Origin of the sequence: Rhodococcus sp. T2V, assembly GCF_029269925.1 — a bacterium.
GTDB classification, from domain to species: domain Bacteria; phylum Actinomycetota; class Actinomycetes; order Mycobacteriales; family Mycobacteriaceae; genus Rhodococcus_F; species Rhodococcus_F koreensis.
The window spans coordinates 320,619-335,707 of the sequence record NZ_JARJBD010000001.1 but is presented as its reverse complement, the minus strand read 5'-3'; the positions used below and the strand labels follow the sequence as shown (position 1 = coordinate 335,707).

General features: G+C 68.8%; 14 protein-coding genes. 8 read left to right on the top strand and 6 right to left on the bottom strand.

What is annotated here, in order from left to right:
* The first annotated feature begins 98 nt into the window (after positions 1 to 98).
* From P3H15_RS01480 to P3H15_RS01455, 6 genes are all read left to right on the top strand, one after another.
* Positions 99 to 2,162: an acetate--CoA ligase family protein gene (locus P3H15_RS01480; RefSeq protein WP_276135619.1), complete on the top strand. Its 2,064-nt coding sequence runs from the start codon at positions 99 to 101 to the stop codon at positions 2,160 to 2,162.
* A 35-nt stretch (positions 2,163 to 2,197) separates the two neighbouring features.
* Positions 2,198 to 3,028 (top strand): SDR family oxidoreductase, encoded by an 831-nt coding sequence (locus P3H15_RS01475; RefSeq protein ID WP_276135618.1) that lies wholly within the window; start codon positions 2,198 to 2,200, stop codon positions 3,026 to 3,028.
* Positions 3,025 to 4,458, top strand: a complete 1,434-nt coding sequence (locus P3H15_RS01470; protein WP_276135617.1) for an aldehyde dehydrogenase family protein — start codon at positions 3,025 to 3,027, stop codon at positions 4,456 to 4,458. The genes P3H15_RS01475 and P3H15_RS01470 overlap by 4 nt, the downstream gene beginning before the upstream one ends.
* A gap of 74 nt (positions 4,459 to 4,532) precedes the next feature.
* Positions 4,533 to 5,693, top strand: coding sequence for an acyl-CoA dehydrogenase family protein (locus tag P3H15_RS01465; protein WP_276135616.1), 1,161 nt, complete (start codon positions 4,533 to 4,535; stop codon positions 5,691 to 5,693).
* Between the two features lie 103 nt (positions 5,694 to 5,796).
* Positions 5,797 to 7,398, top strand: coding sequence for a thiamine pyrophosphate-binding protein (locus P3H15_RS01460; protein WP_276135615.1), 1,602 nt, complete (start codon positions 5,797 to 5,799; stop codon positions 7,396 to 7,398).
* Between the two features lie 77 nt (positions 7,399 to 7,475).
* On the top strand, positions 7,476 to 8,111 hold the full coding sequence (locus P3H15_RS01455; RefSeq protein WP_072941028.1) for a TetR/AcrR family transcriptional regulator: 636 nt from the start codon (positions 7,476 to 7,478) through the stop codon (positions 8,109 to 8,111).
* A 3-nt stretch (positions 8,112 to 8,114) separates the two neighbouring features.
* Here the strand turns inward: P3H15_RS01455 and P3H15_RS01450 are convergent, their stop codons facing one another.
* A complete protein-coding gene (locus P3H15_RS01450; protein ID WP_276135614.1) occupies positions 8,115 to 8,399 on the bottom strand; it encodes a hypothetical protein in 285 nt (94 codons plus the stop codon).
* A 24-nt stretch (positions 8,400 to 8,423) separates the two neighbouring features.
* On the opposite strand from P3H15_RS01450, the gene P3H15_RS01445 reads away from it, so the two are divergent.
* On the top strand, positions 8,424 to 8,624 hold the full coding sequence (locus P3H15_RS01445; RefSeq protein WP_276135613.1) for a hypothetical protein: 201 nt from the start codon (positions 8,424 to 8,426) through the stop codon (positions 8,622 to 8,624).
* Positions 8,625 to 8,828: 204 nt separating this feature from the next.
* On the opposite strand, the gene P3H15_RS01440 is transcribed toward P3H15_RS01445, so the two are convergent.
* Complete coding sequence (locus P3H15_RS01440) at positions 8,829 to 10,310, bottom strand: cytosine permease (RefSeq protein WP_276135762.1); 1,482 nt, start codon at positions 10,308 to 10,310, stop codon at positions 8,829 to 8,831.
* Entirely contained in the window at positions 10,310 to 10,471 is a 162-nt protein-coding gene (locus P3H15_RS01435) for a hypothetical protein (RefSeq protein WP_276135612.1), read from the bottom strand. The genes P3H15_RS01440 and P3H15_RS01435 overlap by 1 nt, the downstream gene beginning before the upstream one ends.
* A gap of 129 nt (positions 10,472 to 10,600) precedes the next feature.
* On the opposite strand from P3H15_RS01435, the gene P3H15_RS01430 reads away from it, so the two are divergent.
* On the top strand, positions 10,601 to 12,001 hold the full coding sequence (locus P3H15_RS01430) for a flavin monoamine oxidase family protein (protein WP_346348738.1): 1,401 nt from the start codon (positions 10,601 to 10,603) through the stop codon (positions 11,999 to 12,001).
* A 102-nt stretch (positions 12,002 to 12,103) separates the two neighbouring features.
* Here the strand turns inward: P3H15_RS01430 and P3H15_RS01425 are convergent, their stop codons facing one another.
* The 3 genes from P3H15_RS01425 to egtC form a co-directional block, all read right to left on the bottom strand.
* Positions 12,104 to 13,297, bottom strand: coding sequence for a sorbosone dehydrogenase family protein (locus P3H15_RS01425; protein ID WP_276135610.1), 1,194 nt, complete (start codon positions 13,295 to 13,297; stop codon positions 12,104 to 12,106).
* Positions 13,298 to 13,370: 73 nt separating this feature from the next.
* Positions 13,371 to 14,345 (bottom strand): L-histidine N(alpha)-methyltransferase, encoded by a 975-nt coding sequence (gene egtD, locus P3H15_RS01420; protein ID WP_276135609.1) that lies wholly within the window; start codon positions 14,343 to 14,345, stop codon positions 13,371 to 13,373.
* The gene (egtC, locus tag P3H15_RS01415; protein WP_276135608.1) at positions 14,342 to 15,088 is read right to left on the bottom strand and encodes an ergothioneine biosynthesis protein EgtC; all 747 of its coding nucleotides are present in this window, start codon (positions 15,086 to 15,088) and stop codon (positions 14,342 to 14,344) included. Before egtC ends, egtD begins: the two co-directional genes overlap by 4 nt.
* Position 15,089: the final 1 nt, after the last annotated feature.

Sequence of the window (15,089 nt, the reverse complement as noted above, 5' to 3'; positions counted from 1 at the left end):
TTGACAGCCCCTGTGAGTGCCGCCACAATCTAAATTGACTGATGCGCCAGTTATCTATTTTCCGATCGACAGCAACATGAGATCGAGGAGAATCCCCTATGACCACTGTGGTGGCCGAGTCCGTCACACAACTGAGTGCCTTCTCCGACCCTGCCTCGGTAGCCGTCGTCGGCGCCTCCGCCGACCCCGCGAAGTGGGGCTACTGGCTGGCGAGCGGCGCCCTGATCGGCGAGCACCGCCGCCGAGTCCATCTGGTCAACAGGAGAACCGACACCCTCCTCGAACACCCGTGCCACCCGAACCTGTCGGCGCTCCCCGAGGTCCCCGACCTCGTCGCTCTCTGCGTGCCGGCGCCGTTCGTCTCGGACGTGGTGGACGAGGCCCTCGCACTCGGCGTCCGCGGATTCCTCGGCGTCACCGCGGGCGTGCCCGGCGAAGCCGAACTCGCGGCCCGGATCCGCAGTGCCGGAGCGCGACTCGTCGGCACCAACAGTCTCGGCATCTACGACAGCGCCACCGACCTCTCGCTGGCGTGGGGGCGGTTCACACCCGGGCCGCTCGCCGTCATCTCGCAGAGCGGGCAACTCGGCTCCGAACTCGCGACGCTCGGCGCCCGGCACGGCGTGGGCGTCTCCCGGTTCGTGTCCATCGGCAACCAGTCCGACGTCACCGCAGCGGAACTGCTCGCCGATCTCGGCAACCACGACCCGACGCGCGTGATCGCTCTGTACCTCGAAAGTTTCAGCGACGGTGAATCCCTGTTCCGGACGTTGCGTGCCCTGCGGGACACCGGACGACCGACCCTGCTGCTGACGGTTGGCGCCAGTGCCGCGAGCACGCGCCTGGCACGCTCCCACACAGGCTCACTCACCTCGGCCATGGATGTCGTCGACGCGGCCTGCCGCGCGGCAGGAGTGCTCCGCGTGAGCACCCCCGACGAGTTGATCACCGTGGCCCGCGCATTCCTGTCCACCACCGTTCCCGCCGGCAACCGCGTCGCCATCGTCGGAGACAGCGGCGGGCAGTGCGCGATCGCCGCGGACGTGACGAGCGCGAGCGCGCTGACGGTCCCCGACCTCTCGCCGGCGCTCGCCGAATCCATTGCGCTGCAACTGCCGCCCGGTGCGGCCAGCAGCAATCCGGTCGACCTCGCCGGGGCGGGTGAGCAGGATCTGGGAAGTTACGCGAGCGTCGTCGAGCACCTTCTGCGTGCCGACGAGTCGGACGCCGTGGTGCTCACCGGGTATTTCGGCTGCTACGCGCGGGACGCGCCCACTCTCGCCGAACGCGAAGCGGCCGTGGCCGAACGGATCGGCCGGGCGTCCGCACAGACGGGCAAACCCGTCGTCGTCCACACCATGGCACCGGAATCGAGCACCGCACAGGCGTTGTGGCGGCACGGCGTCCCCGTGTTCGACACGATCGATTCCGCGATCCGCGCCCTGTCCGGGCTGTCCGGCCTGCGACCGCCGAAGCCGTCGAATAGCCCTCTCTCCGAGCCCGTTCCGCAGGACGGACTCCGGCCGGGATACTGGGCCGCGCGGGAACTTCTCACCGACCTCGGCGTCGCCTTCCCCGACGGCGGAGTCGTCCGAACCCACGAGGAGGCGGCCGACGTGGCCGGCCGGCTGAGTGCCCCGTTCGTCCTCAAGGCGAGCTGGCTCGAGCACAAGAGCGAGGCGGGCGGCGTCGCGGTCGGCATCGACGGCCCCGAACAACTGGCGCGCACCTTCCATGACATGCACTCCCGGCTCGGTGACGGCGACTACGTGCTCGAGGAGCAGGACACCCGGGCGGGCACCGTGGAAATCCTGGTCGGCGCACGCCGCGATCCCGACCTCGGTCCGGTGATCGTGGTGGGCGCCGGCGGCACCGAAACCGAAGTACTCCAGGACATCGGACTCGAATCGGCCCCCGTCGAACCCGACGACGCTCTCGCGATGCTCGAACGCCTCCGCTGCATGCCGCTTCTGCGCGGGTGGCGGGGACGCCCCGCGGTGTGCGTCGACGGTCTGGTCGACGTGATCACGCGCGTCTCCCGGTTGATCGCGGAACGGCCCGACATCGCCGAGATCGAGTTGAATCCGGTCCGCGTCGCCCCGGACGGAGCACTCACCGTCGACGCGCTCGTCGTGGCCGCCGAACCGACCCCCGCCCCGTGAGTCCATATCCCGAGACAGCACAGGAGAACCATGCGATGACCGAGACCCACTCCCCCAGCCTCGTCCCGAACACCACCGACGAATTCCGCGGCCGTGTCGCCGTCGTCACGGGTGGCGGCTCCGGTATCGGACGCGCTGTCGCGATGCGGTGGGCAGCCGCGGGCGGCACCGTCGTCGTCTTCGGCCGCAGGCAGAACGCGCTCGAGGACACCGTCCGGGCGGCCGAGCGGGTCGGCGCGAAAGCCGAGGCCGTGGTGTGCGACGTGCGGGATTCCGACGCCGTGGACGCGGCAATCGACGGGGTGGTCGACCGCTACGGCCGGCTCGACGCCCTCGTCAACAACGCCGCAGGCAATTTCGTGGCACCCAGCGAGGACCTCACGCCGGGCGGGTGGAAGGCCGTGGTGGACATCGTCCTGAACGGCACGTTCTACTGCACCCGCGCGGCAGGCCGCCACATGCTGGCGACCGGCCGCGGCACCATCCTCAACACCATCGCCAGCTACGCCTGGCACGGTCACCCCGGCACCGTTCACAGTGCGGCGGCCAAGGCGGGTGTCGTCGCCATGACGCGCACCCTGGCCGTCGAATGGGGTGGCCGCGGCGTCCGGATCAACTGCATCGCACCGGGTCCGACCGAAACCGAGGGAGCCGGGGCGGCCCTGTGGCCCACCGAGCAGGACCGCGCCCGAGTGCTGTCGAGCGTCCCCGCTGCCCGCTTCACCACGCCGCAAGAGGTCGCCGAGTCCGCGGCCTTTCTGCTCAGCGACCGCTCCGGCTACGTCACCGGAGAGGTCCTCGTCACCGACGGCGGCCAGTGGCTCGGCAAGTCCGTGTACACGGATTCGCGAGCGGCGGCCCGATGACCACCACGATTCACACCACCTGGGACCGCGACTCGATCCTCGTCGGCGGGAACTGGATTCCCGTCACCGACTGCACGGAGGTGCACGACCCGGCCACCGAATCGGTGATCGGCCGGTCCGCGTCGGCGGGCACCGTCCACGTCGACGCGGCCGTCGCGGCGGCACGCTCCGCCGGAACAGCCTGGGGTGCACGTGCTCCCGAAGATCGCGCCGAGATCCTCGACGCGTTGTGCACCCAGCTGCGCGCGCGGAGGCAGCTCCTCGTCGACACCACCGTCGCGGAAGTGGGTGCCCCCGTCACCGTGGCCGAGGAAGCGCACATCGACCTCGGTATCGAGATCCTCGCGTCGTATGCGCGTCTCGCCAGGGACCTTCCCTTCCGGGAACGGCTGGGCCGGACGCTGCTGCTGCGCCGCCCCGCGGGTGTCGTCGCCTGCATCACGCCGTGGAATTACCCGTTCTACCAGCTCACTGCCAAGGTGGGAGCGGCTCTCGCGGCGGGATGCACCACCGTCGTGAAACCGGCCGAACTCACCCCACTGTCCACCTACCTGTTCGCCGACGCCGCACTCGACGCCGGGCTTCCACCGGGGGTCGTGAACCTGGTGCCGGGCAGCGGCCGCATGGTGGGGGCCGCGCTGGCCGCGCATCCCGGGGTCGACGTGGTGTCCTTCACCGGCTCCACCGCAGTCGGCAGGGGCGTCGCCCACGCCGCCGCGGAATCCCTGACACGGGCGTGCCTCGAACTCGGCGGCAAGTCGGCGTCCGTGGTGCTGGGCGATGCCCCGCTCCCGGAAGCGGTCACCGCGACCGTCGACGCGGCCATGCTCAACTCGGGTCAGACGTGCAGCGCGTGGACTCGCCTGCTCGTGCCGCGCACACGGTACGAGGAAGCGGTCGCACTCGCCGCCGGCCACGCAGGCACGTTGCGGGTGGGTGACCCGAGGGACCGCGCAACGCAACTCGGCCCGGTGATCTCGGCTGCGCAGCGACGATCGATCGCGGAGGCGGTCGACGCGGCCATGGCCGGCGGGGCCCGCCTGGCAGCGGGAGGTTCCGGCATGCCCGCCGGCCACGAGACGGGCCACTACCTGCGACCGACGGTGCTCGCCGACGTCGGGCCGCACGACCCGATCATGCGCGACGAAATCTTCGGACCGGTGCTGGTCGTCCTGCCTCACGACGGCGACGACGACGCGATCCGGCTCGCCAACGACAGCGACTACGGGCTCGGCGGCGCCGTGTGGTCCGCCGACCCGGAACGGGCGCTGGGCGTCGCGGCCCGGATGGACACCGGTCAGGTCGACATCAACGGCGCCCCGTTCAACCCCGAGGCCCCGTTCGGGGGCTGGAAGTCCTCCGGCCTGGGCCGCGAACTCGGCCGGTTCGGCGTCGAGGAGTTCACCGAACTGACGGCGGTGCAGCGCTGACCGTCGCACCTGCATCGCCACAATCCCACAGTCCCGCACCCACACAACCGCATTCGAAGCGAAGGAACCACGATATGACCACCACGAACATCCCGGCCTGGCCCCTGACCGACGAGCAGAAGCAGATCATCGAACTGTGCCGCGACTTCGCGCAGAAGGAGATCCGGCCCCGCGGCCGGGAGGTCGACGAGGCGGATGTCGTGACACCCGTCGACATCTTCGCCAAGGCCGCCGCGGTGGGCATCACCGACTTCATGATCCCCGAGGAGTTCGGCGGAGGCGGCATGGGCGACGTCTTCACCCAGTGCCTCGTGCAGGAGGAACTGTGCTGGGGTGACCCCGGCATCGGGAACCTCGTGTGCTCCAACGGATTCTTCTCCGACCCGATCATGGTCCTCGGCACCGAGGAGCAGAAGAAGCAGTGGCTCGGCCCCCTCACCGGACCGAACGCCCCGATGACCTCGCTGGCCACCACCGAACCGGGATCCGGTTCGGATGCGGCGTCGATCGCCACCACCGCGGAGCGAGTCGACGGTGGCTACCAGCTCAACGGGCAGAAGGCGTGGATCTCGAATGCGGGCGCCGCCCAGTTCTACGTCGTGTTCGCGAAGACCGACCGCACCCAGCGGTCCGGTGGCGTCTCCGCGTTCCTCGTCGAGAAGGGCGTCGAGGGAATGACGTTCGGTGAGCCGATGAAGAAGATGGGGCAGCGCGCCATCGTGTGCCGGGAGATCTTCTTCGACAACGTGTTCGTACCCGAGGAGAATCGCCTCGGCGCGGAAGGACAGGGCTTCTACGGGCTCATGGGCACATTCGACATCTCCCGGGTCGTGCTCGGGGCGGCCGCCGTCGGCGCCGCCCGCGCCGCCTACGAATACGCCCTCGACTACGCCAAGACACGGAAGCAGTTCGGGGTGCCGATCATCGAGCATCAGGCGGTCGCCTTCCGGCTTGCAGACATGGCGACGCGGATCGAATCCGCCCGGCTGCTGGTCCATCACGCCGCCCGCATCATCGACAGCGGCGGCAACGCCCGGGGCATCGCCGCCATGGCGAAGCTGACGGCGTCCGAGACCGCGATGTTCGTCACGCATGCCGCGGTGCAGACGCTCGGCGGCTGGGGGTACTCCCGCGAGTACCCCGTCGAGCAGTGGATGCGCGACGTCAAACTGGAGGAGATCGAGGAAGGCACGTCCGACATCATGAAGCTCGTCATTTCCCGGAACCTGGACTGAACGACGTGGGTGCGCGGCGGCGGACACACCGACGCCGCGCGCCCGTCCGGGCACCCGCGCACCATCCGCACACGAACACTGCACAGCCCATGGGAGGGCATCGATGACAAGCCAGAACGGCGGCCAGGCACTCGTCGCGGCCCTCGCCGCACACGGAGTCGACACGGTCTTCGGCATTCCGGGCACCCACAACCTCGCCGTCTACGCCGCCTTGGCCGACTCGCCGATCCGCTCCGTTCTGACGCGGCACGAGCAGGGAGCCGGTTACGCCGCCGACGGATATGCGCGCGTCACGCGCAAACCCGGCGTGTGCCTGACCACCACCGGTCCCGCCATCCTCAATGCCGCTGCCGCAGCGGCGCAGGCGTGGTCGGATTCGGTCCCGGTTCTCTTCATCTCACCGGCCCTGCCGCTGACCCACCCGGGGAGGGGAAACGGCTACCTCCACGAGGTGAAGAATCAGCACGCGGCGCTCGAGGCGATCGTGTCCTACAGCCACCGGGTCACCAGCGTCGACGAGATCCCCCGGGCGATCGCCTACGCGTTCGCCGCCATGAGCTCCGGTAGACCGCGACCGGTGCACATCGAGATCCCCGTCGACATCCTCGACGCGGAAGCAGACGCCCGGATCGTGGCCCCGATCGCGTCGGCTCCACTCGCCGCTCCCGTGCACGCGGTGACCGACGCGGCGCAGCGCCTCGCCGTCGCGCAGTCTCCCGTGCTGGTCGTGGGCGGCGGGGCCCGGTCGGCGGCCACGCAGGTCCGCGCCCTCGCCGAACGTCTGTCCGCCCCCGTGCTCACGACGACCAACGGGAAGGGAGTCCTCGACGAGGACCACCCGCTGTCGGTGGGAGCCGGCGTTCACCATCCGTCGGTCCGCGCCGTGCTCGAGGCCGCCGACTGCGTTCTCGCGATCGGCACGGAATTCGCTCCCTCCGACTTCTGGTACGGCCCGGTCGAGCTGGACCACAAGCTGATTCGCATCGACGTCGATCCGACGTCGATGACCACGAACGCCGATCCCGCCGTCCGCCTGCTGGGCGATGCCGGGACGACGGTGTCGCAACTGCTCGACGTCACGAAGATGCGCGAGGATTCCGGCGCCCACGAGCGGGCCGCGTCGCTCCGACGCGGATTGCGTGCCGATGCCGCCGTCGAAGGCGCTCCGTGGCTGGACATGATGGCCGCCATCGCACCGGTCGTCGACGACTCCACGGTGATCGCCGGGGACAGCACGATGGCCTGCTACTACGGTGCGCTCTCGAACCTCCCAGTGCACCGTCCCGGCGGATTCCTGTACCCGACGGGACAGGGAACGCTGGGATACGGTCTGCCCGCAGCGATCGGCGCGTCCGTCGCCGCCCCGGACGCACGGGTCCTGGCGATCCTCGGTGACGGCGGGGTGATGTTCACGCTTCCCGAACTTGCGACGGCGGCGCAGCTCCGATTGCCGCTGCCCATCGTGGTCGTCGACAACGGCGGCTACGGGGAGATCCGCAACGAGATGGCCGACCGCGGCGACACCGTCCACTCGGTCGCGCTCGGCGGCATCGATTTCCCCGCCGTGGCGCGGGCGATGGGATGTCACGGACGAGCCGTCGAGTCTCCAGCGGCGCTGACGGACGCGATCACGGCGGCGTTCGACGCGGATCGCCCGACTCTCCTGCACATCCGCGAGAACAGCAGGGCAACGCAGCAGGTGTGACGGCTACGCTGGTTCGGCCGAACTCTCGACTACGGTCTCTGTAGACGAGACGTCACATCCTAGGAGTTGAGAGCGCGATGCCACGCCCGAGCGTTGAAGCGGAACGTCGAGAACAGATCCTTCAAGCGACGTGTGAAGCCATCGCCGAACTCGGCTTCCGCGCCGTCCGGATCGCCGACGTCGCGTCACGGGCCGGGGTGAGCAACGGGACCATCCACTACTACTTCGATTCCAAGGATGCGCTGCTGCATGCGGCGTTCCAGTTCAACTTCGAGCACTCGCTGGAACGTCGGCGATGGATCATGGAGAAGAGCGACGTTCCGCTCGTGCGGCTCCACCGGCTCGTGGAGTCGTACCTTCCCGCCGGGCCGGAGACGATCACGGCCTGGCGGGTGTGGGTGGAACTGTGGGCGTCCGCACTCGGCAACGTCGAACTCCAGGAACTCAACGACACCGTGTACGGGGAGTGGCGCGGAGTGGTTCGGGAGACCGTCGAGGCCGGCGTCGAACAGGGCGCCCTGCGGGTGAAGGATCCCGGGGCCGCCACCGACATGCTCCTCGGTCTCCTCGACGGCCTCGCGATCCAGGTGCTCACCGGTTCCACCCTGATGACCCCGACGCGGATGCGGGCCGTGTGCGACGACTTCATCGACGCCATCACCGTCGACAAGCACCGGGTCGCGTCGACCGCCGGCAAACGCACCGCGAAGTGATCGTCAGATCGCCGATGTGACGGTGAGCCCCTCCAGCACAGCCTCTTCCACGGTGCGCGGCGACAGGCAGTCGCCGACGGCATGGATCCGCTCCCGCGGGAACCCGTCGACCTCCAGCAGGTCGGCGACCGACGCATGTCCCTGCGCGAGAACGACTGCGCCGACTCCCTCGACAAGCACCGGCCGCTCGGTGAGCGTGTGCTGCAGATAGGCCGTGTCGTCGTCCGCGCCGCGCAACCGGCCATTGGGCAGGATCTCCGCCTTCGCTTCCACCGCCGCGGCCACCATCGCGTTCCGCACGTACTGCTGGAGATGTTCGCCCGCAGCGAATCCGGTGACCGCGAGCGTGACGCGGTGGCCGAGCCGGGCGAGGTGGTTCGCGACACCCAGCCCGATCCGGTCGCCGCGCCGATCGGCGACGAGGACCCTGCCGGCGGGGAGTGTGCGCCCGCGGATCCTCGCACCGGAACTCGGACCACGGATTTGACGGCCGCGGCCATCGGTGCGGTGTAGGCGACGGATTCGGTCATCGGGGCGGCGATGTGTACCGCACCCGACAGACTCGACGAACTCCCGCCGTCATCGCTCTCGGCATCACGTGGAAGCGTTCGCTCGGCACGGCAGACGGCGCCAGCGCGCCCGGGGTGGACCCGTCCTGCGACTCCAGAATCTCCCGGCCGGGGAGAACAAGTGGGAAAGGCTGTGACGACATATCTTTCACCTCTCGACGCCGGCGGTGACTCGCGGTAGGCGGTCGTAGCCGCCGAGTCCGAGCGGCTGCACGAACGTCTTGGTCAACACGGCATGGAGCGTGCCGGCGACGAGGAACGCCGGAATCGAGGCGGTGGTGTATGGGAAGATCGGGGACGGGATGTAGGTGACCGGATTGAGCAGCAGAGCGTACGTCGCCGCACCGGCAGCCACGGACGCGAACGCGAAGGCGTTGACACCGCCCCAGTACCCGTAGCAGGAGCGCGCACTGGGCAGGTACAGGTCACGGATCCGCAGGACACCTCTGCGCAGCAGGAAGAAGTCCACGATCTGGACGGCGCACAGTGGCGCGACGAGGATCGCTCCCCAGGACAGGAATCGACCGTAGTTGTCATAGACGGCCGAGGGGAAGAAGACGAGGATCGCCGCGGGTCCCAGGATGAACGCCACGAGCACGGGCCACGGTGTGCCACGGAGAAGCTTCCCGCCACCGCCCTTGAGGGCGACCATGGACGCGTATCCCTGGGAGAGGATGGCCGTGACGTTGGCGAAGCCGATGACGATCAGGGCCAGGACACCGAGCACGACTCCCGCGAGGGGAATCATCCACTCCGTCGGATCCTCGATGTTCAGGGCCAGCGCGGCGAAGACACCGACGACGGCCGCGGCCACCGACGCGGCGAAGAGTCCGAGCCAGTTCGGCCAGAACGCCGCACGCGGACCACGGGTGAGCCGCGCGAGGTTCCCGACGTTCGGCCACCACGCGAACCCGCCGGCGATGTTCAGCTCGATCGCGACCATGAAACTGGTGTGCGGATCGCTCTCCGGATCGAGCGGGGGCAGACTGGCCAGTTCGGACCAAGATCGCTTGGTGAACACCATGACAAGGATCCCGACGATGATGAGGACCAGCACGGGTGCGATCACCCGGCACACGGACTCCACCGAGACCGGTCCCCGGGCAAGGACGAGCCAGGACAGGGCCACCGCGACCAGTCCCAGCAGGCTCACGGCCGCACCCGTCTGGGAGATCTCGACCCCGAAGACGTTGTCGATGACGTTCACCAGGCCGTGCCCGAACATGATGGCCAGAACTGCAGACCACGCCGCCGCGAAGAGCGTGGACATCACGACCATCACGATTCGGGCGCCGTTGCTGCCGAACACGCTTCTCAGCCCGACGAACTGCTCGATGCCGTATTTCGCCGACGGCAGGCACGGCGCGAGTGAGACGAGGAAGACGCTGATCGCGTAGCCGATGACGATGCTCGCGATCGCCTGTACTGCGCCGACGTAGTACGCGACGGCCGCGCCCTGCAGAAACGCCCAGGTGGCCACGGCCAAGCCGATGTTGACCGCAGAGTAGTCCCAGAAGCCCCAGATCCGCTCCGACGGCACCAACGGCAGTTCGTTCAACGTCGCGTCCGTGCCGCTGGCGCCTGCACTGCCCACTGTCGTGGTGCGGTCCTCCCGCTGCCCGTCCAGCATCAGTACCCCCACCACAGCATGACGGTGATCGTGGCGGCGATCCCGACGATCGCCGCCACGACGTCCCGCCACGGAAGGTCGGGCAGGATCATCCCGCCTCCGTCGGGGGATTCCAGTAGGAGCAATCGCCTCTCGAGTTCCTGTTCGAATGCGTCGTCCACGCGATCCCCATTTCTGATTGGCGGGCCAGTTATCAATAGTCTGTGGCACGGGTCACAGCGTGTCAACCCTCGAATCCTCCCGCGGGAAAGCGGGATTGAGTATTGACTGGCGAGCCAATCAAGAACAGGATGCTGGTCATGACGAACATGAAGGATCACCCGACTGCCCTACCGGCCCGCGCTCGGACCGTCGTGGTCGGCGCGGGGTACGCAGGCCTGTCCGCCGCACTCTCGCTGCACGACGACGGCATCGACACCCTGATTCTCGAGGGATCCGATCGAGTCGGCGGAAGGGTGTGCTCCGAACGGAGAAAGGACGGTGTCGTCGTCGACCACGGCGGGCAATGGGTCGGCCCCACGCAAAAGCATCTGCTCGCCCTCGCCGAACGCTTCGACTGCCCGACCTTCCCGACGTACAACACGGGCGAGCACCTCGAACTGTGGCCCGACGGTGTGCAGCGGCGGTACACCGGCGCCGGTCCCGACAGCGGTCCCGGAATGGCCGACTACCTGGCTGCCGCCGATCGCATCGACGAACTCGCGAGGACCGTCGACCTCGACGACCCCACGGCCACTCCGGGCATCGAGAGGTGGGACAGCGAAACGGCCCACTCCTATTTCGAGCGGACCGTCGCGAACGAGGACGCCCGTCGGCGACTCGCGCTCGCCGTCGAGGGTGTGTGGTCGATCGAGCCACGCGATCTGTCGCTGTTCCATCTGATGTTCTACGTCGCATCGGCCGGCGGATTCGACCAACTGATGGAAACCGAAGGGTGCGCGCAGGAGCGCCGATTCCGGGACGGAGCACAGTCGACAGCGCTGGCCGTCGCAGATCATCTCGGCGATCGGGTTCACGTGAATACGGCTGTGCGCCACGTCGAGCACACCACCGACGGCGTCCGGATCGAGACGACTCGGGGAACGATTCTCGCGGACAGCGTCGTCATGGCACTGCCGTCCTCGGCCACCCAGCACGTCACGTTCACTCCCCCGCTGCCGGTCGCGCGCACCCGCTGGGTCGACCGCAGCCCGATGGGCGACGTGGCGAAGGTGCACGCCGTCTTCGACACCCCGTTCTGGCGCGCCGACGGACTGTCCGGCCAGGCCACCATCTACGGCAATCGCGCTGTCGGAGTCGTGTTCGACAACTCCCCCGAGAATGCCGGACACGGTGTGCTCGTGTGCTTCGTCTACGGCGACCGCCAGCGGTCCTGGTCGGCGCTCTCCGACGACGACCGCCGGGCAGCGATCATCGCCACTCTCGTCGAACTCTTCGGCGACCGCGCCGCGTCGCCGATCGACTACACGGAGAAGATCTGGCCGCAAGACGTGTGGGCGCGGGGTGGGTACGCGGCGAGCCCCACCCCCGGAACGTGGTTCGCCCACGGACACGACGGCTGGCGTGCTCCGGCGGACCGCATCCACTGGGCGGGCTCCGAGACCGCGAGCATCTGGAACGGCTACATCGACGGCGCGATCTCCTCCGGGGCGCGTGCGGCCGAGGAGATCCGGAAGCAACTGTCCCGCTGAACGAACGGGACGCTCGTTCGATCTGACGCAACGACCGTCCCGTTCGTCCGAGCAGGTGAGCGGCAAAGCGTGCGCCGGCACACCACGCCACTCACGTGGGGGTCAGCCCTGCGGGGTGACTCGCAGCACCTGGTCGGTGGAACCGTTGTCCGTGGTGACGAGCAGCGAGCCGTCGGCGGTCGGGGTGACGGACCGGAGGCGGCCGTACTGATTCTGCAGGCCGAACGTCTGAGCGGTCACCGTCTGCCCGTCCGCGGCCAGGCGCAGGAAGATCAGCTGCTGCGACTTGAGTCCGCCCATGACGAGGGCGCCGTCCCACGGTCCCCATCCGGCTCCGGTCACGAACGCGCCGCTTCCGGTCGCCAGGGTGCTGCTGCCCGAACTCCACGCCGCGGCAATGGCTCCGGGCACCCGCACCGGGTCCGTCATCGGCACGGATTCGTCGTAGATGCCGGGAATCCGGTCCGGCCTGTATCCGTAGTTGCCGCCGGCGACCAGGAGGTTGACCTCGTCGTCCCGTGACGTTCCCTGGTCGACGGCGTAGACGCGACCCGTTCCCGGCTGTTGAGCGAGACCCTGCGCATTGCGATGGCCGAGGGTGTACACGGGGCTCGCCGGATCCGGATTTCCGGCTGCGGGGGTGCCGTCGGCGTTGATGTGAAGGGTCTTGCCGCCCAGCGAGTTCGGATCCTGCGACACGGTCGGCTGCGCCGTGTCGCCGGTGCCGACGAACAGGGTGCCGTCGGTAGCCGTCAGGATCCGGCAACCGCCGTGACGTCCCTCGTTGACGGGGATCCCGGTCAGGATCGCGGCACCGCGGGTCAGCGTCGTCCAGCCGGCATCGACGGTCCACGACTGGATCCGGATATCGGTGACGCCGCCGCCCTGGAATCCCTGGCACGTGTACAGAGTGCGCGTTTGTGCGAAGTTGCTCGCGAGTGCGATACCCATCAGCCCGGTCTCGGACTGTGCGTAGAGGTCGGCGAGATCGGCGGCGACCGGTCCGCTGCTGCCGTCCGCCCGCCGGACGAAGAACCCGCCCGACCGCTGCCCCGTGAGCACCGCGCCGTCCGGGGCCTGCACGGCGTCCCACGGATGGTCGAGTCCCTCGAGGACGGGTGTGACCGTCAGAGCCGGAAGGGTGTCTTCCGTCGGTACTCCCGGGCCGTCGCTGCCCGAGCCGAGACTTCCCGTGTCGAACGGAATGGGAAGCGGCTGAGCGGATGCCTGTGCGGCGGGAAGGCCGATCACGGCCGTGGTGGCGAAAGCAAGGGCAGCGAGCTTCGGTTGACGCACAAGTTCTCCTCGGGTCGTTGACGCGCTACGCGGCAACTATAAGCGCGCCGACGCCCGAAGTTGATCTTGCCGGTCACCTCCGCGCGGCGCACACCAGCGCGAAGCGCTCGTCCGTGTCGGTCCAGGTGCGGTCGACGCCGAATCCCGCCTCCGCCAACTCCCGTCGGACGCCGTCGAGAGTGAACTTGGCGGAGATCTCCGTCCGCAGCTGCTCCCCCGCGGCGAACTCGACGTCCAGATCCAGCTCGGCGATGCGAATCGACATCGCCCGCTCGGCCTCGAGCCGCATCTCGATCCACTCGTTGCCGGCGTCCCACAGCGCGACGTGCCGGAACTCGTCCACCGGGAAATCCGCGTCGAGCTGCGAGTTGAGTACCTGCAGCACGTTGCGGTTGAACTGCGCCGTCACTCCGGCGGCGTCGTCGTACGCGGGAACGAGGACGGCGGGATCGATCACCAGCCCGACGCCGAGAAGGAGGTGCTCCCCCGATTCCAGGACGTCGGCGATTCCGGAGAGGAACTCCGCCCGCTCGGCGGGCACCATGTTTCCGAGGGTGCCCCCGAGGAACGCGATCGTGCGGCGGCCACCACGGGGAAGGTGGTGCAGCGACTCGGTGAAATCGCTGACGACGCCGCGCACGGTCAGATTCGGGAACTCCACGCCGATCTGCTCCGCCGCCCCCTCGAGCGCGGACACCGACACGTCCTGCGGTACGTACGTATGGAGGCTTCCGTGCCGGGTACCGGCGCCGAGCAGCAGCCGGGTCTTCTCCGAGGACCCCGATCCGAGTTCCACGAGAATCTCCGGCGCCGCGACCTCCGCGATCTCCCCCGAATATCGTCTCAGCAGTTCCCGTTCCGTGCGGGTCGGGAAGTATTCGGGCAGAGTGGTGATCTGCTCGAACAGCTCGCTTCCGCGCGCGTCGTAGAAGTATTTGGGCGGCAGCCACTTCGGGTTCGACGTGAGCCCGACGGTGGCGTCCTTGCGCAGAGCGGCCCTGAGCTGCTCGGGCTGCAGGTACACCTCGAGGGTCGGTGTGGTGGTCATCGTGCTCCCATCTCGAGAGGGGTGACGATCAGGTGTCCGGGACGTGCGCTGACGAAGTGACGGTCCGGAATCGATTGCCATGCGGGGTTGTCGTCGTAGGGTTCGGACATCACGATGGCCCGTTCGTCGTCGACGAGCACCGACAGCGAATGATGCCAGGTGGTTGCCCACAGTTCCGTGCCGTTGCCCAGCAGCAGATTCAGTCGGGAGTTCGGGGCGGCGGCGACGACGGACTGGACGAGCGAAGTCATCGCCTTCTCGGGGTCCTGCTCTCCGAGCGCCCGGCGCAGCAGCAGCCACAACGCGGCCGAATCGGTCGGTGCCTCGAGTTGCAGCAGATCGCTCGCGGGCAGTTCCGCGGCGAGCCCGGCGAGCGACTCCGGCCACCCGCGCACCACCCCGTTGTGGCTGAACGCCCAGGTGTCGTCGGAGAACGGTGCACAGGCCGTGTGCTGCACGGGCATCCCGACCGTCGCCGACCGGGCGGCGGCCACCACGGCGCGGGAGCGGATGTTCGGCAACGTCTCTCGCACGACCGGATCCGACCACAGCGGCGCGGCACTGCGGTAGCGGGAGAAGCCGTCCGCACCCCACCACCCGACGCCGAACCCGTCGGCGTTGATGGTTCCGCCGCCCCTCATGTCGCGTGGCGCGTAGGACTGGCGCAGCAACGAGTTCTCGCCGCGACTGACGAGGTCGGCCACTGATCGTTCCGGTCCCAGATAGCCCAGGTGTCGGCACATC